The organism is bacterium (assembly GCA_014360495.1).
Lineage (GTDB): Bacteria > Armatimonadota > JACIXR01 > JACIXR01 > JACIXR01 > JACIXR01.
Window position 1 is genome coordinate 103,903 of sequence record JACIXR010000002.1, and the last position, 25,275, is coordinate 129,177.

At 45.7% G+C, this 25,275-nt stretch carries 17 protein-coding genes and 1 other RNA gene; 14 read left to right on the forward strand and 4 right to left on the reverse strand.

What is annotated here, in order from left to right:
- Window positions 1-3: 3 nt before the first annotated feature.
- Window positions 4-2,787 carry an SMC family ATPase gene (locus H5T88_02070; GenBank protein MBC7329125.1) on the forward strand — a complete coding sequence of 928 codons (2,784 nt, stop codon included), beginning with the start codon at window positions 4-6 and terminating at the stop codon, window positions 2,785-2,787.
- On the opposite strand, the gene H5T88_02075 is transcribed toward H5T88_02070, so the two are convergent.
- On the reverse strand, window positions 2,782-4,419 hold the full coding sequence (locus H5T88_02075; protein ID MBC7329126.1) for a family 10 glycosylhydrolase: 1,638 nt from the start codon (window positions 4,417-4,419) through the stop codon (window positions 2,782-2,784). The two genes, H5T88_02070 and H5T88_02075, sit on opposite strands and share 6 nt — an antisense overlap.
- Before the next feature lie 47 nt (window positions 4,420-4,466).
- Here H5T88_02075 and H5T88_02080 point away from each other — a divergent pair, with 47 nt between their 5' ends.
- On the forward strand, window positions 4,467-5,525 hold the full coding sequence (locus H5T88_02080) for a hypothetical protein (GenBank protein ID MBC7329127.1): 1,059 nt from the start codon (window positions 4,467-4,469) through the stop codon (window positions 5,523-5,525).
- 7 nt (window positions 5,526-5,532) lie between these two features.
- Here the strand turns inward: H5T88_02080 and H5T88_02085 are convergent, their stop codons facing one another.
- Complete coding sequence (locus H5T88_02085; GenBank protein MBC7329128.1) at window positions 5,533-7,968, reverse strand: alpha-galactosidase; 2,436 nt, start codon at window positions 7,966-7,968, stop codon at window positions 5,533-5,535.
- 132 nt (window positions 7,969-8,100) lie between these two features.
- On the opposite strand from H5T88_02085, the gene H5T88_02090 reads away from it, so the two are divergent.
- On the forward strand, window positions 8,101-9,744 hold the full coding sequence (locus H5T88_02090) for a CocE/NonD family hydrolase (protein ID MBC7329129.1): 1,644 nt from the start codon (window positions 8,101-8,103) through the stop codon (window positions 9,742-9,744).
- A 4-nt stretch (window positions 9,745-9,748) separates the two neighbouring features.
- Here the strand turns inward: H5T88_02090 and H5T88_02095 are convergent, their stop codons facing one another.
- Entirely contained in the window at window positions 9,749-12,403 is a 2,655-nt protein-coding gene (locus H5T88_02095) for a hypothetical protein (GenBank protein ID MBC7329130.1), read from the reverse strand.
- Between the two features lie 183 nt (window positions 12,404-12,586).
- Here H5T88_02095 and H5T88_02100 point away from each other — a divergent pair, with 183 nt between their 5' ends.
- The 3 genes from H5T88_02100 to H5T88_02110 all read left to right on the forward strand — a co-directional run bounded on the left by H5T88_02100 (window position 12,587) and on the right by H5T88_02110 (window position 13,948).
- A complete protein-coding gene (locus tag H5T88_02100; GenBank protein MBC7329131.1) occupies window positions 12,587-12,838 on the forward strand; it encodes a hypothetical protein in 252 nt (83 codons plus the stop codon).
- Between the two features lie 50 nt (window positions 12,839-12,888).
- Window positions 12,889-13,225: RNase P RNA component class A (gene rnpB, locus H5T88_02105), an RNA gene on the forward strand.
- 18 nt (window positions 13,226-13,243) lie between these two features.
- Entirely contained in the window at window positions 13,244-13,948 is a 705-nt protein-coding gene (locus tag H5T88_02110) for a helix-turn-helix domain-containing protein (protein ID MBC7329132.1), read from the forward strand.
- Here H5T88_02110 and H5T88_02115 read toward each other — a convergent pair.
- Window positions 13,941-14,798, reverse strand: a complete 858-nt coding sequence (locus tag H5T88_02115; GenBank protein ID MBC7329133.1) for a DUF4438 domain-containing protein — start codon at window positions 14,796-14,798, stop codon at window positions 13,941-13,943. The two genes, H5T88_02110 and H5T88_02115, sit on opposite strands and share 8 nt — an antisense overlap.
- A 108-nt stretch (window positions 14,799-14,906) precedes the next feature.
- Here H5T88_02115 and secD point away from each other — a divergent pair, with 108 nt between their 5' ends.
- The 8 genes from secD to H5T88_02155 all read left to right on the forward strand — a co-directional run bounded on the left by secD (window position 14,907) and on the right by H5T88_02155 (window position 25,260).
- A complete protein-coding gene (gene secD, locus H5T88_02120; GenBank protein MBC7329134.1) occupies window positions 14,907-17,297 on the forward strand; it encodes a protein translocase subunit SecD in 2,391 nt (796 codons plus the stop codon).
- 3 nt (window positions 17,298-17,300) lie between these two features.
- The gene (locus H5T88_02125; protein ID MBC7329135.1) at window positions 17,301-18,176 is read left to right on the forward strand and encodes a cation transporter; all 876 of its coding nucleotides are present in this window, start codon (window positions 17,301-17,303) and stop codon (window positions 18,174-18,176) included.
- The gene (gene recJ, locus H5T88_02130; GenBank protein MBC7329136.1) at window positions 18,169-19,917 is read left to right on the forward strand and encodes a single-stranded-DNA-specific exonuclease RecJ; all 1,749 of its coding nucleotides are present in this window, start codon (window positions 18,169-18,171) and stop codon (window positions 19,915-19,917) included. Before H5T88_02125 ends, recJ begins: the two co-directional genes overlap by 8 nt.
- Window positions 19,910-22,081, forward strand: coding sequence for a bifunctional (p)ppGpp synthetase/guanosine-3',5'-bis(diphosphate) 3'-pyrophosphohydrolase (locus tag H5T88_02135; GenBank protein ID MBC7329137.1), 2,172 nt, complete (start codon window positions 19,910-19,912; stop codon window positions 22,079-22,081). The genes recJ and H5T88_02135 overlap by 8 nt, the downstream gene beginning before the upstream one ends.
- The gene (locus H5T88_02140) at window positions 22,078-22,527 is read left to right on the forward strand and encodes a D-tyrosyl-tRNA(Tyr) deacylase (GenBank protein ID MBC7329138.1); all 450 of its coding nucleotides are present in this window, start codon (window positions 22,078-22,080) and stop codon (window positions 22,525-22,527) included. The genes H5T88_02135 and H5T88_02140 overlap by 4 nt, the downstream gene beginning before the upstream one ends.
- Before the next feature lie 11 nt (window positions 22,528-22,538).
- The gene (locus H5T88_02145) at window positions 22,539-23,216 is read left to right on the forward strand and encodes a tetratricopeptide repeat protein (protein MBC7329139.1); all 678 of its coding nucleotides are present in this window, start codon (window positions 22,539-22,541) and stop codon (window positions 23,214-23,216) included.
- 68 nt (window positions 23,217-23,284) lie between these two features.
- Window positions 23,285-24,490 (forward strand): 2,3-bisphosphoglycerate-independent phosphoglycerate mutase, encoded by a 1,206-nt coding sequence (locus H5T88_02150; GenBank protein MBC7329140.1) that lies wholly within the window; start codon window positions 23,285-23,287, stop codon window positions 24,488-24,490.
- Window positions 24,490-25,260, forward strand: a complete 771-nt coding sequence (locus H5T88_02155; protein MBC7329141.1) for a tRNA (adenine-N1)-methyltransferase — start codon at window positions 24,490-24,492, stop codon at window positions 25,258-25,260. Before H5T88_02150 ends, H5T88_02155 begins: the two co-directional genes overlap by 1 nt.
- Window positions 25,261-25,275 lie beyond the last annotated feature (15 nt).

Consider the following 25,275-nt stretch of genomic DNA (forward strand, 5'->3'; position numbering starts at 1 on the left):
GGGATGAGATTGAGACGGTTAATGGCGGAAGGGTTTAAACATTTGAGAGGGATAAATCTCTTCTTCCCCTCAAAGGGAACATTTCTCATACAGGGAAGCAATGAGGCTGGGAAAAGCTCGCTTTTTGAGGCTGTCTTTTTCAGCCTTTTCGGTAGACCATTACAAGCAAGGAGCTCGGAGGACCTCATCGGCTATGGACTGCAGGAGGCTCTTGTCTATTTGGAAATGGAAATAGGCAATGAAATCCTGGGAATAGAGAGAAGGATAAGGAGAGGGAAAACAAATGTAGCGAGGCTCCGCATAGGAAGTGAAGTAATAACCACTGCGAGGGAGGTCAACAGGAGAATTCAAGAGGAACTACATCTTGACGCTGATACTCTTTTGAACTCCTGTTTCGTGGAACAGAAGGCGCTGGAGAAATTGGAAGGAATGGATAAGTCGGCGCGGGAAAGCGCAGTGATGAAACTTCTCAATCTTGATAGGATGCAGGCGATAGAAGAGGAGTTAAAGGTAACAAGGGAAGACGAGAGAAACCTGGAGGATTGGGAAAGGAAGAGAAGGTTTGCAGAGATAGAGAAGGAAATTCCCGAAGTTGAAAAGGAAATAGCCCATATAGAGTGGTTGTTGAAGTTCTGGAATGTAAAGCAACTGTTGAGCGAGGCGGAGAGGAATAAAAAAGAGGCGGAAGAGGCAGAGAAGGAGATACCGAAGCTAAGGGAGGAGAGGAACAAGTGGCAGGAAAGAGCAAAGGAGCTCAAGGAGACAAGGGAAAAGGAACACAAGGTGGAAGGGATACGCTCTTTAATCCGCCTGTTGATGGAAAAGGAGAGCGCCCTCATCAGTTTGTCCTCCCAGCTTAAAGAGGTTGCAAGGGCAAAAGAGGAATTGCCGGAGCTTCGGAAAAGAAGAAAGAAGGCGGGAATTTTGCTTCATATTTTGAAGAAATTAACCAATCTCTCCCAACTAATGGATAAAATAGAGAATTTGTTGGGTTTGCAGCGCCAGCTTAACCAAGAGATGAGCAGGAAGGAAATCTTGGAATTGGATTTAGAGGAAAAGGAGAAAGAGATAGGAAATAAAAAGAAGAAAATAGAGCTGTTAGAAAAATGGAGAGAAAGAGTAATCAATAAAGAGAAAGTTGAGGAAAAGAACAAGCTGAAGGAAAGCGCACAATTTTTTAGAAATATCGGCTTAGCGGGTATTATTTGTTGCGGTCTGCTTCTATTTCTTTTACTTACTCCGCTAAAAATTCTCGCTGCTATTTCCCTGATTCCCTTCATCTGCGCCCTTCTAGCATTCACAAAACGAGGCAAGATTTTAATAAGGGTTGCTAAAATAGAAGGGGAACTAGGGGATAGGGAGGAATTTGACCTAAAAGAATTGGAGAAGCAACTTCACGAAGTGGGTTTAACGCCCGCTTATGATGTCCAATGGGGAGAAAATGCTTTAGATAAAGAGAAAAGGGAAGAGGAGTTGCTTGAAAGGAGCAAAGAGTCAATTAGAAGGGAGATTATCAGAGCGGAAAATAACATAGAAAATCTAAGGAAACAAGCGAATGAACAGTTAAGTCAGCTTCCTCCCTCCTGGCAAAGCCTTCAGCCAGAGCATCTTATTCAAAAATCCGATAGGATAAAGAAATTATTGGAGGAAAGAGGGAGCAAAAATAAACAATTAGCTGAGGAATACGAGTTGTCTATTGATGAAACCGAGCTGACAAGGGAGTTGGGGAAGCTGGATAGCGAGATAAGAAATCTTGAGCAATTCATTAATAGCGAAGCGGAATTGAAGGGCAAGAGGGAGGAACTGGAAAAGGAAACGCAACAAATCAAAAAGAAAATAGAGGAAAGCGCCCTTCCCTTCAATGAAGATGTTAAAGATATCTATGCTCTTGAAAGCTGGGAGGAGCTGAGTAGAAGATTGAAGCGGGAACTGGATAAAATGGAAAGGGAGAGACCGGAGGAAAACCTTCAATTGGCGATATCTCGTCTTGCCGGGCAGGAGCAGAAGGTGAAGTCCTTAAGGGAAAAAGCAGTTGAATTGGAGAGAAATGCAGAGGAGATACTTAAGGAGTTAGGAGGCGAATTTCCTCCTGAGCTTCCCTCTCTTGAAGAACTTAATAACTCTTTGGTAGAAAAGAAAGCATATTACCAGCGACTGGAAAACGAGAGGAAATCCCTAAGGGAATTGATAATTGGAGAAATCCCCCCGCTTGAGGAATGCCAGAGGGAATGCGAGAGATTGAGGAGGGAGCACAAAGTGAGGGAGCTCAGCGTGAGGATTTTAGAGACCGCGCGCAGAAACATAACCCAGAGAATCCTTCCCCGCACTATAGACCACATGTGGCGATTGCTTCCCCTTATAACCAATGATAGGTATAGGCAGGTTGACTTAGACCCCGATACCTTCAGAATCAAAGTCTACGATGAGAGGGCAGGCGATTGGAAGGAAAAGAACATCTTCAGTGGGGGAACGAGAGACCAGATGTCCCTCGCCCTCCGCCTCTCCTTCGCTCTCGCCTCTCTGCCCCAAGAGAGGGGAGCAGCTCCTTCCTTCCTCTTCCTTGATGAGCCCCTCTCCTCGTTTGATGAGCAAAGAAAGGAAGCGCTTATCAGGGTTATAACCGAGGGTGAAATCGCGGAGAGATTCGACCAAATCTTCGTCATAAGCCATACCCCGCTCCTCAACCCAAACCTCTTTCACTATTACATCGTTATGGAAAATGGAAGGGTCAGGGAATGCAGCGATGAGCTCAAACCTCCCGAGGAGAGGCCCCAAATCCTCTTATAAGCTGGATAGATACTTGACTAAATCATCGGTCAAAAATGGCAGAGAGAAGAGGATAAACCCTCTCGCCCCTTCTTTTCTTATAAGCTCTATCTGTTTAACGACTTTCCTATAATCCTTCGCTACTTCTCTGCCATTCCTCATCTCGTAAATGCTCAACCCGGGTATTATTTTCTCCAAATTCGGGTCTGCTTGCTTCCATTCCTTCAGGGCGGAAAGCAATCGGGCATCATCCACATAGGCCATCGGGGCAACGAAGTCAACTATTCCCATATCAAGCCATCCATACCAATCCTGCAAGACCCTCTCCGCGCTAGCTTTATTATAAAACACAGCAGCGCTTAAAAGAAGGGCGTTAGACATTCGCTTTGTTAATTGGTAGACCTCCTTCACGAAAGAGGTTATTAGCTCTTTTCTAAAATCAACCCATTTCCCCCATATCTCCCTCCTCTCACCTTCCCCACCCTGCAACACGGGAATTAATGGATGCTCTTGAAGAGGGATAAGAATATGATTCCCTTTGAGCTTCCTCCCCTTTCCACATACCCCAAGGAGCTCATTACATTCTTTCCCCTCTATTCCCTCCTTGCTCAAGCTTACTATCGCTCTCCCACCCGTGTTCAGGAATTTTCCTATATCATCACATAGGGTTCCCCTCAATCTTTTTAAAGCGGGAAATAAAAGGAGAGTTTCTTTCGGATTACATTCAGAGACCTCTTTCACCATTTCCCACTTCAAATTCGCTCTTCTCAATATTTGAAGAATCAACCCGTATCCATGCTCATCGTAGCCGACCTCCGCTCTTGGCGAGAGGATGACGATTTTCTTCCCCTCCACAGCCCTTCTGAGGATATCAAGGAAAAGTTGAACAGAGTTATTATCAATTTGCCAATTTAAAAGAAGCAGAAATCCATCGCCATATTCCCTTATGGTTATCCCTGGAACGCCGTTATCTAGTCTCGCCAACAGCTTCGCCCCACAGAGATGAGTCAAAGGGGTTGAAGTTACCAAAAATCTAGTCGGGAGGGCGTAGGGCAAGGAGAGGGGGTCAAGATTGTAAAGCTTTTTGAAAAAATCCCTACATTCCTCGCAATAGCAGTAATCCCGAGAGGGAAATCTGATGTAATCTAACTGAACTCCATCAACGGGATATTTGTTCAACAGTTCGGAGATAAGCCCGAGCTGAAAATCCCTAACCTCCCTCTTTCCCAAATCAAACCATCTTGACCTCACCCCCTCTTTATTTTCAATCTGCCATTGAGGATTTTGCGCTAAAATTCCCTCACCTGCTTTCCCTCCTACCAAACCATTTGAGAACCTCGCAAATACCTTTATCCCCCTCCTATGACATTGCTCTATGAAATAAGAGAATAAATCGCTATCATTTGCTGGGTCATAAGCTAAAGGAGCAAGCTCCGTTTTGAAGAAACTTTTGCCTCCCCAATAGAAAACCAAAACGAAAACCGCGTTTAGCTTCGCTGAAGCGATTCTCTCCACTATCAATTCAGCCGTTCTTTCGTCTTTGATTTGCGTAGCCTGCATCCAGATTCCCCTTATCTCAAAATCCCTTGGATATGAAGGGGGAATCAAAAGAGACAAAATTAAAATAGGCAAAATATATATTGTTCTTCTCATATCGGCATTATAATTTAAGAAAAATTTTCCAAGGAGGCAACTATTATATGTCTTATGAGATTGGAATGAAGATTTTGAATTTGGAATGGACGGAAAGAGTTGGTCGCACTGAATATTGCGACCACACAGCCTTGGTTCGTTATGTGACGGGATATGACCCCCTCAGTCCTAACCCAGAGGAGAGCTACAAGGCTTGGAAGCTCTTTTACGAATGGGCGGAATACGACATCCTCTGGTTCTCTCACGACGGACCAGTTGACTGGGGAGCAGTGGGGAGGGTAACAAGCATGGGGCACGCGGTCTATATGGAGGGAGGAATAGATTATAATGATTCTATTTATTGTCCATTTAAGACGCCGGAGGAGGTTCTCTCCTTTTACGCGGCTGAAGAATATGGTTTGCCCGATATAGATGAGAGGGCGAAATTCTTCCAGAAAATCTATGAGGAGGGGCAGAAGTCTTATCCCAGCCTCGTCTTTCCTGGTGGCTATTACAAAACACTCGTCTCGGGATGCATCCAATCCTTCGGCTGGGAGATGTTCCTCTTGGCGTTAGGCACCGACCCCGTTAGATTTGGCGAATATGTGCTGGAGGGATTTTATGAACTCACGCTTGCTAATACCAAGGCTTGGGCAAAGACGGATATAAAGGTTTTCATTTGTCACGATGATATGGTTTGGACGGAAGGAGCTTTCATCCAACCGAGTTGGTATAGGAAGTACATCTTCCCACGCTATAAAAAGCTCTGGGAACCCCTGAAGGAAAAGGGAATAAAGGTTCTATTTTGTTCAGATGGCGATTTCACGGAATTCGTTGACGATTTGGCGGAAGCTGGTGCTGATGGCTTCATCTTTGAGCCTCTCACCAATTTGGATTACATCGTTGAGCGCTATGGGAAAACCCACATCATAGTAGGAAACGCCGATTGCAGAATATTGACCTTTGGCACGAAGGAGGACATAGAGAAAGAAGTGAAGAGATGCATAGAGAAGGCGAAGCATTGCCCAGGCTTCATAATGGCTGTGGGCAATCATATCCCCTCAAATGTCCCAATTGAGAATGCCCTTTACTATTTTGAGCTCGTGAGAAAATATGGCAGGCGCTGAAGGGAGTTTATCTTGCCTTGTAGCGAATGAGCAAGCTACTCCTCTTCTCCGGAAGGCGAATCTCCAGTCCGTCCTTCAAAAGCTTCTCACCAGACACGACCATTTTCTTCTTCTTGAATGAATCATCTATGAACTCCAACTCGTATGTTTCATTCGGAGATAACCCCCTTGGTGCAACCAAGATGCCGAGATATTCGCATTCGGGACGGCGGAAGGCGTAAATTATCCCCTCCTTCAGATCCGAGCGATGAAACTGATAGGCTGTAATTTGTTCAAGGGATTTGCTGATTGGGGTTAATGGGTAGAAATCGCCAATCCAATACTTTCTGTTTTCTTTAGCCTCGTTTATAGCCTTTCTTGCCAATTCCCAGGGGAAATTCTTATCAAGGTACGGGAGCTCGCATATCGCTCCCGCTGTTTGACCGCTCCTGAACTCGTACGGCTCGGGCGACCATATTCCCACCGTGAAGAGGGGAATATATTGAGCCAAGCCCATGCTCTGGTTTTGATTCCATTCGGGATGACCGGGGAAACAGCCTGTATCGCTGCGCCAAAGGGGAACGGAACGCATTATAGTCTCCAAATCTATCCTCCTTCCTCCGCTGGCGCAGTTGTCAATCATCAAACCGGGATGTCTTGCTAAAAGCTCATCCCACATCTCATATAAACCCTCAACATATCTTATCTCCGTTATCCCTTGGCGGTCAGGTTCATCGTTCGCTCGCCAGTAGGGAAGCGGGTCAATATTGAAATCGTTGCGATATATATCCAACCCGAACTCCTCTATTATCTTGGAGAGAAGCTCCGTGAGCCATCTGCGAGCCTCGGGCTCGTTCAACTTGAATAATCCACCCCTTTCCCCACCAAAAACCCATTCAGGATGTTCACGGGCAATCTGGGTTCCTTGCGCTACCCTTTCCGGCTCAACCCACAGGATGAATTTCATTCCCAACTTATGACACTTATCGCTTATCGGCTTCAAGCCATTCGGGAAAGCTTCCGGCTTAGGGAACCAATTGCCCACTCCATTCGGAAAATCCCCCACGAACCAGCCAGCATCAAACCAATATGTATCGCACCCCATTTTATGAGCGGCCTCAACCCCTTCCAATTGTCCCTCCTCAGTCGCCCATCGTGGCAGGGTGAAATTGTAGCGGCCAAATGTTTCAAGAGCGATTGGGAGTTCCGCCGGCTTACCATTGAATTTGGGGATATAATGAGCAATCAGCAATCTCCTGAAGAGATTATGCCCTTCCCATCTATCCCCTCGCCAACTCATGAGGAGAATGCGGGGCGTTCTTATCCTCTCTCCTGGCAAGAGCTTTAAGTGGGTAAATTCCATTCCCGCTTGGATATGTGTCTCACAAGTGGATGTCTTAGGTCTCTCAAGGGAAACAGCCCATTGCCCTGTCCAGCCAATCCCCAAGATTACCCCCTTATCACAGTATTGGAAATTCATAAAAGGGAAGCCGCTAATTGAGGAAGGTCTCCCACCGGTGGGAGCAATCTTCAAGCTATCTCCCACCTTAACGGGAGTATCAATCGGCAAAAATGTGTTTTCATCGCAGGAATCGCCGTGGAGTTGATGAAGAATTCCCTCCCTATACATATTTCCCGTCGCTAAATCAATATCTAAAGCTTGGATGTTCTCAATGATAGGGGTGGGTTCGTTTCCCCTGTTCTCAAAATAAAGCACCCATTCAACTGCGGGGAAATCTTTATATATCTTTACATCCGCTTCCACAAGCAGATTGGTCTGATGGTCAAGCCATGACACTTTGTATATTCTCTTGTCTTTTTCTTCGCTTTCAAGGATTTCTTTTTCCCAATCTCTTAGAAGAAGCTCGGAGGGAACACCATTGTAGACGAAATGGAATGGAGGATTCACTCTGTCCAAAAGCAGTAGGTCGTTCTGTCCCTCATCAAGGAAAATGATTTTACCATCCTTCATAATGATTTGAGCGTCAGCCCAATCCGATTGGTCCCAGCCGGGTCCATCAGGTGTCGTGTCAACTTTCAAAGTCAGTTCTTTTGCTCCCTCTGGGATTGCGATTTCAATTTTATAAGGTTCATCTCCTCCCTTTAAAACGGGTGTTTTAGCGAGCTCCTTTCCATCCACCTCCACGCTGAATACAACGCTCCCTCTGAACCCCTGCGTATCAAAGTTATTATCAATACCAACAAATGCTTTAAACTTGCTCGCTCCCTCCGGAAGCTTAACCAGAATTTCGCTGTTGGCGTGAGTTCCCAATCCATTTTTGAACGATTTTGAACCGATTCTCAACGGCGTATTCATGCAGGATTCCCCAAACCGGAGGAGAGCGAAATCCTGCCTTATGAGCTTCAATTCCAAGGGAGGTGGAAAGACCTTCTCGCCTGTAAATGAGGAAACGAAGACATTTGTGATTTTCCTTATTTCCTGCTCCAAGCTTTCCTTGTCCATAGCGAACCCTCCTTTGTGGGACAAAGCGATTTGGATGAATATAAACAAAAGAAAATAAAGCTTTTTATAAACCCTCATTTTCCTTGACCAAAATTCTAACATCACTTTATGATTAACACAAGGAGGGAAATCATGAGAGAGCAAAGAAAGATTTTAAAATTCATAGTCTCTATTCAACTGGGATTATTTCTCGTCTTAAGCGCTATCATTCTCCTCGCCCAACCAGCGGTTGAAAAGCAGACCTATATGGTTGCTATGAGGGATGGGGTCAGGCTGGCTACTGATGTCTACCTTCCCGGGGGAAAGGGACCCTTCCCCGTAATCCTCATTCGCACCCCCTACGATAAAAACGCTCTATCGGGCATAGGTATGGAAGGGAAAAAGCGTGGTTACGCAGTTGTTATTCAGGACACAAGAGGGAGATATGCCTCCGAAGGGGCGAACCTCCCCTTTGAGAGCGATGCTAAAGATGGCTATGACACAGTTCAGTGGATTCTAAAGCAGGAATGGTGCAACGGAAAGATAGGCACTTGGGGAGGCTCGGCATTGGGGATAACTCAGCTTCTATTGGCGGGAACGGGGGCGAAAAATATCGTTGCCCAACACATAACTGTTGGCGCTCCCAGCCTCTATCACGATGCGGTATTCACCGGAGGCGAGTTCCGAAAGGCGCTTTTCGGCGATTGGGTTAGGATAACTAAATTCAGCCCCCTCGCTTGCGACATAGTCTTGAAGCATCCTCTATACGATAGCTATTGGAAGTCAATGGACATAAGCGATAAGTACCAAAATGTAAATTCTCCCGCAGTCCATATCGGGGGTTGGTATGATATATTCGCCCAAGGGACGATAAACGCCTTCCTCGGTTATCAAACCAAGGGAGGACCGCAGGCCAGGGGTAAGCAGAAACTCATAATGGGTCCCTGGACCCATGGTGTTTTTATGGAAAAAGCGGGAGAACTCACTTTCCCTAACGCGAAAAACCCACCTACCACCTGTCACGATGCCTGGAAATGGTTTGACCGCTATTTGAAGGGAATAGATAACGGGGTGGATAAGGAGCCGGCGGTAACCTATTATGTAATGGGGGATGTAAGCGACCCCAAAGCGCCAGGAAACGAATGGCGAACAGCTAACTCCTGGCCGCCCGTTAAGGCTAAATTCACCCCTCTTTATCTTCATCCAGATAAAAAGCTTTCTTGGAATAAGCCTAAATCCGAAAGCAAATTTAGCTATACTTACGACCCCAAGAACCCCGTACCAACGATAGGTGGATATCAATTGACCATTCCCGCAGGTCCTATGGACCAGAGGAAAATTGAAGAACGCTCCGATGTTCTGGTCTTCACGAGCGAACCTCTATCCCAGCCTCTTGAGATAACGGGTAGGGTGCGAGCGATAATTTGGGCATCAAGCGATTGTCCAGATACGGATTTCGTAGCGAGATTGTGCGATGTTTACCCTGATGGACGCTCATACAACATCTGCGAGGGAATAATTAGGGCTTGCCTTAGAGAATCGTTCAGCCAACCGAAATGGCTCAAACCGGGCAAAATCTATCGCTTTGAGATAGACCTTTGGTCTACGAGCATAATCTTCAACAAGGGACATCGTATTCGCCTTCACATAACCTCCAGCAGCTCTCCCGGTTGGCAACCAAACCCCAACACTGGAAAACTAATACCTGACGAGTCCACAGCAAGAATAGCCCATAATACAATCTACATCGGTCCTAATTATCCTTCGCATATTCTTTTACCAGTGGTCAAAAAGTGAAAAATCAGGGTTTCATTAGGATTTGAGGTGGCGTAGTGGAAAATTGTAGTTCCTCTCCCTCTTCCCCATAGTACCCGCCCCATCCAATGCTTATCGTTGAGATTTTTGTCAAATCCGCGGGCTTTCCCTTTCCCCAAGGTGTAGGGGAGAAACCTGATAAGGGGACGAATAGTTCCCTTTCACCGCCATCTGAAAGGAGAATTCCCGTGTTTGCTATTGATTCGTTGCCCTCCATATCTCTAAGTATGACAAACATATGGGCCGGTGATTTTTGCTCCTTGGGTATCGAGATTTGGAAATATAAATGACTCGCTTTGCTGAGGTCTACTTCACCCGAATAGATAAAAGAAAGGAAAAGGAAGCAATCCACATTGCTCCTTGAGAGCCTTGCCTTCGTCTTAAAACCATCCTGCCCGCTTACTTTCGCTCTCTCAAACCCACCTTGAACGAACTCCCCTTTGCCCAAGAGCTGTCCAGCGTGTTGAAGCTTTTTGATGTTCAGCAAAGCCCTTTCGTTTTCAGTGGGTTGGAGTCTTTTGGTTTTTTCAACCTCGGGGAAAACAACGATTTTAGCATCATAAGGTGCGAACTCAATCTCCACCCACTCCACTTTCTCTATTGTTTTTGTGCTTCCGTCCATAGGGTCAAGTAGCTTGCCCTCTCCCTTTCCCCTAAACGATAACGAGTTTTTACAAGCCTTATCGCTATCGTTGATGATGAAATAGATGTCCCATCCCTCAATTTTCCTATGAGTTATGCGTAGAGGCGACGATTCCTCTTTTATCTTAACATCTTGCTCAATTATCTTATCCAGAATTGTGGGAAGAATTGAAGCTGAACCTACGGGAAGATAAACAGCTACCCCTCCCTTCTCGTTCCTTTTTATGCTCACTTTCTCGCCGTTAGCGAATAACGAGTTTGCGATTCTCTTTACATAGTAAGAGGGGAATTCTCTTTCGCTGTTTGTTGGTAGAGCCCCAATAGCTATAACTACCCCGCCCTCTCTCCAAAAGCTTTCAATTTTTCTCCAAGCGTCTAATGGCAATGTATCAACGCAAGGGAGGATTAAAATCCTCCAGCTAAGACCGTTAAAGACGAGGGAACCCTTATTGAGTGTAGCATTAAGCAGGGTTGGGGTATCAATGTAAAGGAAATCTCTATTTGAATTATAAAGAACATCGGAAACTTGATTGAAAATTTCCTCAATTCTAAGGGCTGATGGAGAATCCGTGGCTCCCCGTTTCGCCGGGCGAAAATGAACCCACAAGCTTTCAACCGGATAGAGAACCGCTATATCGGTTACCTGCTGACCTCCCCTCATCATCCCGGCGCACCTCCCAACCCAGAGGTTCAATCTTTGCAGCTGTTCTGTTGATAGTTTTTGGAAAGTATAATAGCTCGTTATCGTATTAACTCCTCCGTGAATCAAGCGATTGCAAGTGCCCCTTATTTCCTCTTCAGTAACCACCCTTACTGGGCGTTTATCTCCCTCGGGACGATAAACCTGGATGAAATCAGAAGTTTCACACATCGTATAGATGTTTTTGTTCAAATCCCTGACGCTTCCTATGAAACGGGCAATTCGCCACGGCACCTCGCTTGGAATGCTGGTCAAACAATCAATGCTTGGTGCATCAAGATATTTAAGGCAGAGGAAGAAATTCCCATAGAAGGAGACATGGGCTGTTAGGCTTTCCTCCATCAAAAGATGACCACCTGAGGCGATGTTGTGTCTTCTGCACCAGTCCCTGATCTGTCCAAAGAAATTCTCCGCAACCAATTCGCCAACCGTTTGCCAAAAGTCATACCTCACCTTACCTGCTTCTTTGCCATCCAGGAAAAGGAGCGGCAAAAAGGGCTCAATCTCATATCCCCTTCTTTTTCTGAATTCATTCGGCAAATTCGGTGCCCATGGTAAGGGGCTATAAGAAGCGGGAAGGAAGAAGTAGCTCATAAGAGATGGCTCATCGGTAAATGTTGCGATGAAATATTTCCCCAAATCATCGCCAAGGTGTTTAGCATACCTTTCGTGTGTCAATTCAATGAATCTTCTTGTGGGCTCCGGCATAAGGAGGTTGATATAGGGGAGCCTATCGCCCAGGCTGATGGCAGCGTGGGTTTTATCGTAGAGACGATTTTCACTGAGAATGATAACATGCCAATCTCCTTTTTCGGGTTTCCAGGAGAGCTTTCCATCCTTTACTTTATCGGTCAGGTCTATCCTTCCTTTAAGGTCAATTCCGTCTTTCCTTTTGGGGAAAGCCCAAGCACCGAGAAGCTTTCCCGGCGGCGCTTCAAGAACGACGCCTTCTTCTGATGTTTCCCCCTCAGCGCAAAGTAGACCCCTCGCTTCCCATTCAGGATGGTCTTTTAAGGTCAATCCTCCAGCAGTGCCTGAGGGATAGCCTTTCTCGTCATAAAGCCAAAGCGCCATTCCCAACTCTTTAGCCTTCTTAACGCCCCGCACAAAGGCAGCCCATTTCTCCTCGCTCTCAAGGTAATCGGCAAATGAGACATTGCAAACCACCCCGCCGAATCCTTGAGACAAAAGCCCGCTGAAAAGCGAATCCTGTGCTTCGGGGGTATCGGGGAGGCTATGAACTATTTTGAGTATACGGGCATCCATAGGCGGATTATTGAACCTTTCAAGCAGTTCCATTAGGGTCGTCCTCCTTTCCGTAGAGGCAAAAGAGAGAGAAGCCAGAACAACTACAAATAAAAACAATTTGCTTTTTAGAATTTTCATCTTCATTATTAAATTTGATACTTGACTTATTAAAGAAAGGCATAAATATTATAATCACAATGCAAATTAAGGCAATAGGAGGTGCAAAAATTAGCTATGGAAAAAGAAGACAGAGACCTCTACGATGAAGGTTTTGCCGAGGGGGTGGAACACGCCCTTGATGTAGTGGAGGATGTTTTGTATGAGGAACTGGTGGCGGAGAACATATTGAGCGACACAGAACTTGAGGAGCTTATGGATAAGATAAGGGCGACGATAGGAGAGTTTGAAGTTGATTGGGAGGAGGTAGAGGAGGAAGAGGAGGAATTTGAAGACATAGATATAGACGAAGAGGAGGAAGAGGAATAGCCAAGTTTTTTGGAAAAAAGGAAATTGAACGCTATAATATATAAATAGGGAAGGTGGGTCGGACGACCGCGCCGAAAGGCGAGGAAAGTCCAGGCTCCGTAGAGCAGGACGCTGGAGGCAACTCCAGATAGCGTAAGCTATGGAAAGTGCCGCAGAAAACATACCGCCCACCGCTCCCTTTAAGGGAGCAGAGGCAAGGGTGAAAAGGTGGGGTAAGAGCCCACCGGCGGAAGGGTGACCTTCCGGCCAGGCAAACCCCGTCCGGAGCAAGACCAAATAGGAGGAGAGGGAAGCTGCTCGCTGACTCCTCGGGTAGGTCGCAAAGATAAATGGTCGTCGCCAGCCGTAAGGCTGGAACAGAACCTGGCTTATAGACCCACCTTCCCGGATTAAGATGAAATGAAAATGAGAGATTTGACAGGGAGATTAAAAAGGACATTGGGAGCTCAACTGCGCGCCCTTAGGGAAGCAAAAGGTATGCGCCTAAGGGAACTCTCTTATCTTTCCGGTATCTCGGAAAGCGTCCTATCCCGACTGGAAAGAGGATTCACATTTCCTCGCCGAGCCACGCTTGAAGCCATTGCTTCCGCCTTAGGGATTGATGTCGTCCCCTTTTTAGAAAGCATCGCCAACCAGCTCGGCGTTGACCCCACGCCCCTCTTGCTGCGCCTCGGCTACACATCAAAGGAATCAGCTATCCCACCCTTGCCCTCGGGAGGAAGGCTGCTTAAAGTCATCGCCGAGGTCCCCTGTGGAAAGCCTTACGAGGCTTTGGAAGAACTACTTGGTTATATCATAATTCACGAGGATGAATATCCGGGAGCAACCTTCTCCTTACGAGCCACTGGGGATAGTATGTATCCCCTAATTATGCATGGAGATTTCATAATCGTCAGGCAACAAGACGATGTCGAAAGCGGCTCAATTGCTGTTGTCTCCCTGGAAACGGATGGCGGATTTGAAACAACAGTTAAAAAAGTTATTAAACAGGATGCCCAAATAATACTTGAAAGCCTAAACCCTGCCTATCCTCCCATTGTTGTAAATATAAAAGAGAAAGGGTTTAGGATAATAGGGAAGGTTATCGGTCTGAAGCGTTATTTTAAATGATGTTTAGATAGTTCGCCAAATTGGCGTTCTTATCTATTCTTCCCTCTATTCTGCCTTCTTTGCTGGACATTATCACCGTGACGCCCGGTCCGTGTCCCGTCCATACGCAATCGCTGTGAATGACTACTCCAATGGAAACTGCCCCTTTGAGAAAACCTCTTCCATATGTGTTATCGCAATCACGCAAGAGGACGAAATCCCCTAATCGGAGGTTCTGTAGTCCATATGCTTCAAGTTCCTTCGCATCAGCGGTCATAATGTCGTAATCGCCCCTTATCACCTGTGTTGAGCCTATACCTGAACCCATCAAATGGGCGGGAACCTCAGCCACTACGGGAACCAGCAGCTTCCCATCCTTTTCCTCAATGTTGAGCTTCTCCAATAGACCTGGGTCTATATTGCAAATGAAGACATCCTCCCAACCGATGATTTTCAAGCCTTGCCCTTTCGCCATCACCAATATTTGGTCCCCTATATTGAGCTTTTCCAAAACTTCCCTAGGAAAGTAAACGAGGACATGCTCAGCTCCGCCATGTTTTCCCGTGACGAAACCGCATTCCCCTTTTGCATCCCCACTTACAACCTTTGCGACATTCCCGATACAAGCGAGAACATTTAGGGCTGCGTTTTCCCCTTCATCCTTTGCCCTTATGGTAACCCCGGGCTCTATGTGGTCGCCAGCCCAGCCGAAAGCGCTATCACCAATCTTCACATTATAAGTTATACCTCCCGTTGATGGAAGGAATAGCGGTTCGCCCTTGTGGCTTATCTGGGGAAGCCAGACACGAGGTTGAATAACCTCCCCGCGCACAGATGTTTCAATAAGCTTTTCTACATTCGTCTTCAACATAGCTTTCACCTCCAAGGGTCTCTTTTGGGAAACTTATTTTTTAAGATTATACACTAATTTGACATCATAGGATAGAAGATTTATAATCCATTAACAAGGAGGAAAGAGATGAAGACGAAGCATTTGCTCATCCTGATTTTTGTTTTGGTTGCCGCATCTGGCTATGTTATCTACAAGAAGCCCTTTAAACGGGGTCTTGACCTCGCTGGGGGCATAAGGCTTGTTCTGGAAGCCAAGCCAACAAAGGAAATTCCCCGCATAACCAAAGAGCATCAAACAGCTCTGATGGATATCATTAGGCGGCGTGTTGATGCTTTAGGGGTGGCTGAACCGTTAATTCAAGCTAAGGGAACAAACCAGATAGTCGTTGAACTGCCCGCAATTGAGAGGGAAGAGGAAGCCTTGGCAATGCTGAAATCCACCGCTATGGTGGAGTTTCGCTACCTGAAGGATGTCCAAAGCGATAATAATCCCGCAGCTTCATATAAAATGGTGGTCAATGAAGGACCCGAGGGGAAAGAAGAGATTATATTCTATGATATTGAGGGAAAGGAGGTTCCCCACGAAAAGGTTCTTGAGAACGCTCCCGTTATACTCACGGGAAACGACTTAAACCCCAAGAGGAGGGCGAGGGCAGAGCCAGGTCCTACAAACCAGCCAATAGTTACTTTTTCTCTTAACCCTGAGGGGCAAAAGAAATTCGCGGCTTTCACAGCAGGCCATGTCGGCGATTACTTAGCCATCGTTTTGGACAACAAGATAATAAGCGCGCCTAAAATTAGAACTCACATATACACTGAGGGGGTTCAGATTGAGGGAGGTTTCAAGGACCTAAGGGAAGCTCAGCAGCTAGCGGATTTGATAAATGCAGGCGCTCTTCCCGTTCCTTTGGAAATCGCCTCCGTTGAGAAAGTTGGACCCACCCTCGGGCAGGATTCCCTTGAGAAAAGCCTACGCGCGGGAATTTGGGGGCTTGTCCTGGTTATGCTCTTTATGCTCGGCTATTACCTCCTTCCCGGTCTAATCGCCGATATCGCCCTTCTCCTTTATACACTCTTTATGCTCGCCATCTTCAAGGCTATCCCCGTAACCCTTACCCTCCCGGGTATCGCCGCCCTAATCATAACCATAGGTATGGCTGTGGATGCTAACATCCTCATATTCGAGAGACTAAAGGAGGAGCTAAGGGCAGGAAAAACGCTAAGGGCGGCTATTGATGCAGGTTTCCATCGCGCCTTCACGGCGATATTTGACTGCAATACCACGACAATCATCTCCGCCATTGTCCTTTATACAATCGGCACGGGGCCGATAAAGGGTTTTGCCCTTATCTTGGGAATAGGAACGATTCTCTCTATGTTCACAGCCATAACCGTCAGCAGGACCTTGTTGATTGTCGTGGAAAGCCTCTTCCCCTTTGCCCGAAATCCTCGCTTATACGGGGTCTTTTCCTGGACCAAAGGGGTAAATTTCAAATTCGTAAAGCACTGGAAGATTTGGTTCGCCATCAGCCTCGCGATCATTATCCCCGGCATAATCTTCTATGCACCTCCTATTAGAGGGCTTAAGAAGGGCATAGACTTTACGGGAGGAATGATTATCACATTGAAATTTGAGAAGCCCGTTTCACTTCCCGAAGTGAGGAATCTTCTCGCTAAAGCGGGCTTCTCCGACGCCTTCGTCCAAACGAGCAGGGATAATAAACAACTTTACATTCGTATGAAGGAAGCCTCGCTTGAGGCAAGGAAGAAAGTGGAAAGCCTCCTCGGGGAAAAGTTCGGGAAATTTGAGGAGCTAAGCGTGGATAGCATCGGTCCAACCATTAGTAGAGAGTTGACGCAAAAAGCTTTGATGGGGGTTATCCTCGCTTCAATATTGATTCTCCTTTATCTATCTTTCCGCTTCAATGAGTTGAAATATGGGGCAGCTGCCGTCATCGCTACTCTGCACGATGTTGCGGTAATGTTCGGGTCTTTCGCCATTTTAGGCAAGCTCTTCGGCGTGGAAATAGATTCCCTCTTCGTGACCGCTGTCCTCACAATGATTGGTTTTTCCGTCCACGACACGATAGTTATTTTTGATAGAATCAGGGAGAACTGGCGACTCAGAAGAAGAGGGGAAACTTTTGGCGAGGTCGTTGATGCAAGCATCAATCAGACATTGGTAAGGTCCATTAATACCTCTTTAACCGTTCTACTCGTATTATTTGCCCTCTTCTTCTTCGGCGGAGAGACGATAAGACACTTTATAGGCGCCTTAATCATTGGAACTATAACGGGAACTTACTCCAGTATCTTCAACGCCGCCCAAATAGTTTACCTCTGGACGAGACGCGAAAGGAAAGAGCGAGCGGAACCTCTCCCTATTCCCACCGTCGCCACTGCTGACGATGCCGGTCGCACGACTACTCCTCCTACACCAGTTTATGTCCCTACCCCCAAATCGGTAGGGAATATAAGCAAGAGAGTCAAAAAGAAGAAAAAGAAAAAGAGAAGATAGGTTATGCTCTCAGAGAGAAAGGAATTACCGAGGGCGGCGGGAATTGCGCTTGTAGCGAATCTTTTTCTCCTGGCGCTCAAAGGAACAGTTGGACTCCTCATCTCATCGCTCAGCGTTCTATCAGACGCTATGGATTCCTTCACGGAGAGTTTGTCTTCTTTTATAACCCTACTCTCCCTCAAGCAAGTAACTCGCCCTCCCGATGAGGACCACCATTTCGGACATGGGAAATACGACATCCTTGGCTCATTAGTAGAAGGAACGGTCATCTTCTCGTTTGCAATGATAATCTTCATTGAGGGAGCCAAAAGGATAATTAATAAGGAAGTGGTCAAGTTAGCAGAATTAGGGATTGGGGTTATGCTCCTCAACTCCCTAATAAAAATCCTCTTATCTCGTTATCTTTCAAGATTAGGCAGGAAAGCCGACTCCTTATCGCTCATCTCAGCTGCTCAACATTATAAGTTAGATTTTTATAACGATTTTGGCATAATTTTAGGTCTTTTCATAATCCGTTTGACGCACATACATATAATAGACCCTATAATTGCTATAATAATAGGCTTTATGTATCTAAAAACTTCAATAACTCTTTTAAGGAATGCTGTCCATCAAATAGTTGACAAAGCCCCACCGGGAGTGGAAGAAAAAGTAGAACAACTTATTATGGAACACTATCCTCAGCTAACTGGTTTCCATAAACTGAGGATAAGGAAAGCTGGCAGCGAGTTGCAAATGGATATGCACATTCAATTCCCAAATGGCGTTTCCCTGGAGGAAGCCCATAATCTCTCCGAGCATCTGGAGGAGGATATAAAGGCATTATTCCCCTCCGCAATTGTCGTCATTCATATGGAGCCGGACGAGAGAAATGCATAGAGAAATTTGGATTAAGGGAAATCAGGAAGCGGAAAAGGCTAAGGAATTAGCGAAAAGGTTATCCATTTCACCAATAACTGCTTCCCTTCTTCTCAATAGAAAGATAGAAAATGAAGAAGATGGCAGGGAATTTCTTTTCCCTTCTCTCCACAATCTCCATGACCCCTTTCTCCTTGAAGGGATGGAATTGGCTGTTTTCAGGATAAAGACAGCAATAAAGAAAAAAGAGCCAATCTTTCTCCAAGGGGATTTCGATGTTGATGGCATTTGCGCTACCGCTTTCCTAGCGAAGACGCTCACCAAGCTCGGGGGGAAGGTCTACTGTCATATTCCCGATAGGCATAGAGAGGGGCACGGAATATCAAATTATGCGGTGAGGAAAGCTGTGGAACTGAAAGTGGGCGTCTTTCTAACGGTTGATTGCGGGAGTTCATCTCATACTCAGGTTGAGAGATTAAATAATAGCGGAATAGATGTCATTATAACCGACCACCATGAGATGGGACAAAACCCACCCGCTTTGGCGACGATAAACCCCAAAGCTTCACATTCATATCCTTATAAGGAGTTAGCGGGGGTTGGCGTTGCTTTTAAATTAGGGCAGGCATTGTGTAAATCTTTCTCTCGGGACGAAAGGCTGGTTTACGATAAACTTGACCTCGTTGCTTTGGGGACGATAGCAGACCTTTCCTCCCTCTTGGGAGAGAACAGGGTTCTGGTTAAGTTCGGGTTGGAGAAATTGGGAAGGGAGCCGACGGATGGTCTTGCTACCTTAAAGAAAACAGCTCGTTTAAATGGCTATGTTGACTCGCAAAAGGTAAGCTTCATTTTGGCTCCCAGGCTCAACGCTCCGGGAAGAATAAAAAGCCCACTCAAAGCTCTTGAGTTGCTGGTTGTAAATAAGGAGGAACAAAGGGAGGCTATTTGTCAAGAACTTGAGGAGTTAAACAGAAAGAGACGCTCTCTTGAGATAGAAATATTAATGGAAATAGAGGACGATTTGGGGAAATTGGAGCTTGATAAGGACTTCGTTATAGTTATTAAGGGGAATAATTGGAATAGAGGACTTTTAGGATTAGTTGCTTCAAGATTAGTGGAGATGTATCAGAGACCAGCATTTGTCCTATCTCAATATGGCGATGTGATAAAAGGGTCAGGAAGGAGCATCCCCACATTTAACCTCTATAAAGCTTTGGAAGAGGTATCACACCTCCTCAGAAATTTTGGTGGGCATAACGCAGCCGTTGGATTGGAAATGGAAGCGAGTAAATATAAGGAATTCAAGGAGAAAATAAACGAGATAGCGAAGAAATATCTGAGCTATGAGGACCTCGTTGTAAAACAAGAGGTGGAGTGTGTCCTTCAATTCAGCGAGATAACGGAAAGATTAGCAAAAGAGGTTTCACTTTTTGCTCCCTACGGTATAGATAATCCTCAACCCCTCTTCTTAAGCGAAAATGTGGAGGCAAAACGCTTGAGTCCCTTCTCCAATGGAAGGTATGTCTCTCTCTTAGTCAGACAGAGAGGAAGGGAACTCAATTGTCTCAGCCCAGCGAAGCTTACCGAAGATATTCCTGAGGAGTGTTCAATAATATATGCCCTTGATTACGATAGGCAACTTGCTCAGCCGCTTTTAATATTGAAAGGGTGGATAAGGAAAGGGGTAAGTGTTGTGAAGGAGGAAAGAGCTCCCTATCTATCTCAGCTTTTACTTTGGGGAGAGGAATTTATATATGACTGAACAATTCCTTTGTTTGGTAAGACAATTGATTGCCAAGATGAGGCAGAAGCGCGGCAGAGTGGATGAAGGACGCATACACCTCGCCGCGGAGACCGCTTATTTTGCCCATCTTGGCGAAAAAAGGGAATCAGGAGAGCCTTATATCTTCCATCCTTTAAATGTTGCATTGATTCTTGCCGACTTGGGGATGGATGAGGAAGTGGTAATAGGTGGACTCCTCCACGATGTTCTTGAAGATGGAAAGAATATAGACCTACCTTTCATAAAATCAAATTTCGGTGAAGATGTAGCTGAGTTAGTGGATGGAGTGACGAAGCTTTCCCACACGGAGCGGGAGTATTTTAAGGAGGAAAGAGAACAAGCGGAGAATATCAGAAAGTTGCTATTGGCGATGGCGAAGGATATAAGGGTGATATTCATAAAGCTTGCTGATAGATTACATAATATGCAAACCCTTTATGCCTTGCCTGAGGGGAGAAGGAAGAAAATGGCTTTGGAAACGATGCAGATATTCGCTCCCCTTGCCAACAGGTTAGGAATTTGGGAATTCAAATGGAGGCTTGAGGACTTAGCCTTCCAATACCTTTACCCGAAGGAATTTGAGGATTTAAAAAGAAATTTGGAGAAGATCAGGAGAAATAGAGAGGCTGAAGTAGAGGAGGCAGCCAGGATATTAAGGGAAAAACTGGCGAAGGAGAACATAGATGCTACAGTCTATGGGAGAGCAAAGCATCTTTGGAGCATTTATAATAAACTCAAAAGGGACAACATCTCCTTGGAAGAAGTCTATGATTTGGTAGCTTTAAGAGTGATAGTCTATACTAAGGAGCAATGCTACATTGCCCTAAGCATTGTCCACGACACCTGGACGCCTATCCCCGGGATGTTCACGGATTTCATTGCCTCTCCCAAGCCAAATGGTTATCGCTCCCTACATACCAAAGTAATAGGTCCGAGGGGAAAACCTTTAGAGGTGCAGATTAGGACTTGGGATATGCATAGGGAAGCAGAGTTCGGTTTAGCCGCTCATTGGCACTATAAAGAAGATGCCAAGGACGACAAATATTTCCTAGAGCGAATTCGCCAACTCAGAAACCAGATTTTCAAGTGGCAAACCGATTATGGGGACCCCGCTGAATTTTTCCGTTCCGTTATTGAGGACCTATTTGCCGACAGGGTCTTCGTCTTCTCACCTAAAGGTGATGTGTTCGACCTTCCTGTTGGCTCCACGCCAGTTGACTTCGCCTATCTGATCCACTCGGAAATCGGAAATAAATGTGTGGGCGCAAAGGTCAATGGGAAAATCGTTCCCTTGGATTATATCCTCCAAACAGGAGATAAAGTGGAAATCCTCACAAAATCCTCCGCCCATCCTTCTTTGGAATGGCTGAGATTCGTTAAAACTCCTCATGCTAAAAGCTGTATAAAGCGATATTTCCGCCAAAGACATAAGGAAGAATTGATAGAAAAAGGGAAAGCACTCCTTTTGAATGAGCTTTCAGAATTGGGTTATTTACCACCTGAATTCTCTTGGGAGAAGGAATTGGAGGAGATGGCTCCCCGACTGGGCTTTGCTTCTTCCAATGACCTTTTAGCTTCTTTAGGCTATGGTTCCTCCTCCGTTTCCCAGGTTATAGAAAAAATAAAGAAAAAATATCCTCCTCCCACTCCCACGATATCCGAGAGACCGCAAGTAAGCGTTAGTCTCCCAGAGGTGGGAGTTGATGGGATAATGATAAAGAGGGCGAGATGCTGCTTCCCCTTGCCGGGAGAGGAGGTTGTAGGATTCATCACAAGAGGAAAGGGAATAGTTGTCCATCGCGCTGATTGCCCAAATATGGAAAACCTACCTTCTTCCGAGAGGGAGAGATTGGTGAAACTTCAATGGGGAAGGTCGGAGAAGGCGATACCTGTAGCGATTCAAATAGAGGCAATTGATAGAATCGGATTGCTATCCGATATAAGCGCGATCATAAGCAGCGAGGGAGTGAATATAAGTTCCTTAAAAGTAAAAACGAGGAGTGATAGAACCGCTACGATAAACGCTCTCATAGATATACACGATATCCAACATCTAAATAAAGTTTTGGAGAAGATAAGCAAATTGAGCGATGTTATGGATGTATATCGTATAGGGACAATGAAAAAAGCGAGAAACCGATGAGAGCAGTGATTCAACGGGTTGATTCAGCGAGCGTTTTCGTTGAGGGAGAGTTAGTTTCCTCCATAGGGAAGGGGTTGTTGGTTCTCCTCGGAGTAGAGAAGGGAGACAGCGAGAAGGATGCTGAATATGTGGTGGATAAAATAGTAAATCTTCGCATTTTTGAAGATGAAAGTGGGAAAATGAATCTTTCCGTCAGAGATATTGGAGGGGAGGTGCTTCTCGTTTCCCAATTCACACTCCTCGCCTCAACGAGACGAGGGAGGCGTCCCGATTTCACAATGGCAGCCCCTCCCGAGGAAGCGGAGTGTCTTTTCGCTCTCGCTGTCTCCTTATTCCAAAATTACATCCCAACTAAAACGGGAATCTTTGGTAGGAAAATGTTAATAAATCTCGTTAATAACGGACCTGTTACGATAATTTTGGACAGCAGGGAGAAAAGGTGGTAAACTATAATTTAATGAGGAAAATAAACAAAAAAGAGCTCCTTCGCCTTATAAACAGGGGCGATTTAGCCCTACTAGGCCAATTTGTATCCAAAGCCTTGCAGAAATATGAGGAAGCTGCTGAGCTTGACCCTTCCTCAGCGGAGGTTTATTTCAGTTTAGCGGAATTCTTTCGCTTCGTGGGGAAGTGGCAGGAAGCTGATAAATTCTACCGTTATGCGATAAAGCTTTCTCCCAACATTTTTTATAAGTTTCGGTTGGCTCTCTTATTGAGGGATATGGGTAAATTCATGGAATCCTCCCTTCTCTTAAAGGAAGTAGTTAAAGAACAACCTAACGAACCTTATCATCATTTCGCTCTTGGGGAAGTTTTATGGGAAATGGGTTATATGGATGGGGTCCTATATCATTTAAAGAAGGCGGTTGAACTCGACCCCCTTGATGATTTTTACCATGCTTGGTTAGGGGTTGCATATGCCTCACTGGGAGAATTAGAAAACGCGGAAAAGGAGCTCAAAAGGGCACATCAGCTCAAGCCACAGAGCTTGGCATATATTTATATACTTGCCGAGATTTACTCCCTCAGGGGGGAAGAAGAACTTGCCCAATCCTATTATAAAATTGTAAATAGAATTAGTGAATATGACATGTTTCTTCTCCAAAAATTCCGAAGGAAAATCTTGTTGAAATAGATTTTCTTTCTAAAAGAAAGGAGGCGTTCGTTTTGGCAAAGAAAGCTCTTCTCATAGTTGGAGATGGCATGGCTGATAGACCGGTGAAGGAATTGGGCGGCTTTACGCCGTTGGAAATCGCCCGTAAACCTTTTATGTCAAGACTGGCAAAAGAGGGAGAATGTGGCATTATGGACCCAATTGCCCCTGGCATTAGGGCTGGCTCGGATACAGCTCACCTCGCCTTGCTCGGCTATGACCCCTATCAATACTACACCGGAAGAGGAGCATTTGAGGCAGCGGGCATTGGACTGGAAGTGGAAAAGGGAGATATCTGCTTCCGCTGTAATTTCGCAACAGTTGATGAGGATACCTTAGTCGTGATTGATAGAAGGGCGGGAAGGATAAGGGAAGGAACCCATTTGCTTGCTCAAGCGCTTGATGGTATGGAGATAGACGGAGTGAAAGTGCTCTTCAAGGAATCTGTTGAGCATAGGGCAGGTCTTGTGTTAAGAGGGGAAGGTTTGGGGCATAATGTTTCCGATGCCGACCCTCATAAGGAAGGCGAGAAAGTGCATACGGTTGAACCATTGGAACCAGATGATATCCCATCACAAAAAACCGCTAAGATTGTAAACGAATTCGTTAGGCGTTCATTTGAAATATTAAGGAACCACCCGGTAAATGTTGAAAGGAAAAAACAGGGACTTCCTCCCGCAAACATCGTCCTCCCAAGGGGAGCAGGAACAGCTCCTCATATACCCTCTTTCCAGGCAAGATATGGATTAACCGGCGCTTGCATCGTTGAAGTGGGCTTGCTGAAGGGGGTTGGGCGTTATTTGAAGATGGATGTGATAGATGTGGAAGGAGCAACTGGCTCCTTGGATACAGATGAACAAGCGATAGCAAGAGCGGTTATCTCGGCTTTAAATGACCACGATTTCATTCTCTGCAATGTTAAAGCTCCCGATGTCGCGGGACACGATGGTGAACCATACAAAAAGGTTGAAGCAGTGGAGAAAATAGATAGGATGCTTGGCACCATTCTTTCCCAAATTACTCCAGAGGAAGTGGTAATAGTCCTCACCGCTGACCATTCAACGCCCGTCAGCGTGAAGGACCACTCCGGTGACCCCGTCCCGATAGTTATTTGGGGCGATGGAGTGAGAACCGATGATGTTGATTGTTTCGGGGAGCGTCCCTGTGCTCGTGGTGGCTTGGGGCGGATAAAAGGGTTTGATATTATGAACATCTTGACGAATCTCCTCTCCGTTCAGGAGAAGTTCGGAGCATAATGGATGAATTCAGGGAAAACGAGTTAGCGGTCCTCTACGATAGCAGAGGGCGAAGGTATCTTATAACCCTTAAGGAGGGTGGTATGTTTCATTATCACGGTGGAGTGGTAGCCCATAACGATATAATCGGCAAAGGGGAAGGGCAGGAGATATCATCTTCCCTGGGAAACAAATTGCTCGTCTTTCGTCCCACATTGGAAGAGTATATTCTGGAGATGCCACGAGGCGCACAAGTTATGTATGCTAAGGATTGCGCCCTCATATCTGCTTACGCCGATATCAAGCCATCCGATAGAATAGTGGAAGCGGGAACGGGCTCAGGAGCTCTCACTCTTTTCCTCTGCCGGCAAGCGAACCAGGGAATCGTTTATACTTATGAGATAAGAGAGGATTTCGCTGAAATAGCTAGGAAAAATTTGGAAAGATGGGGCGTTAAAAATTTTGTTTTAAAGATAAAGGACATATCAAAGGGAATAGACGAAAAAAATGTGGATAAGGTCGTATTGGACTTGCCCGAGCCTTGGATAGCTATAAAACCAGCGAAGGATGCATTACGAGCGGGAGGTTTTTTCGTTTCTTTTCTCCCCACTATACTACAAGTGCATCGCTTGGTTTTATCTCTAAAGGAAATCGGTGGTTTTTCTCACTTCAGGGTTGTGGAATCGCTTGTCCGCCCTTGGGTTATTGAAGAGAGAATAGCGAGACCGGAGTTAAGGATGGTAGCTCACACTGGATTCATAGTCATAGCAAGGCGTTTAGAAAGTGGGTAGCAAGAAGTGATAAAT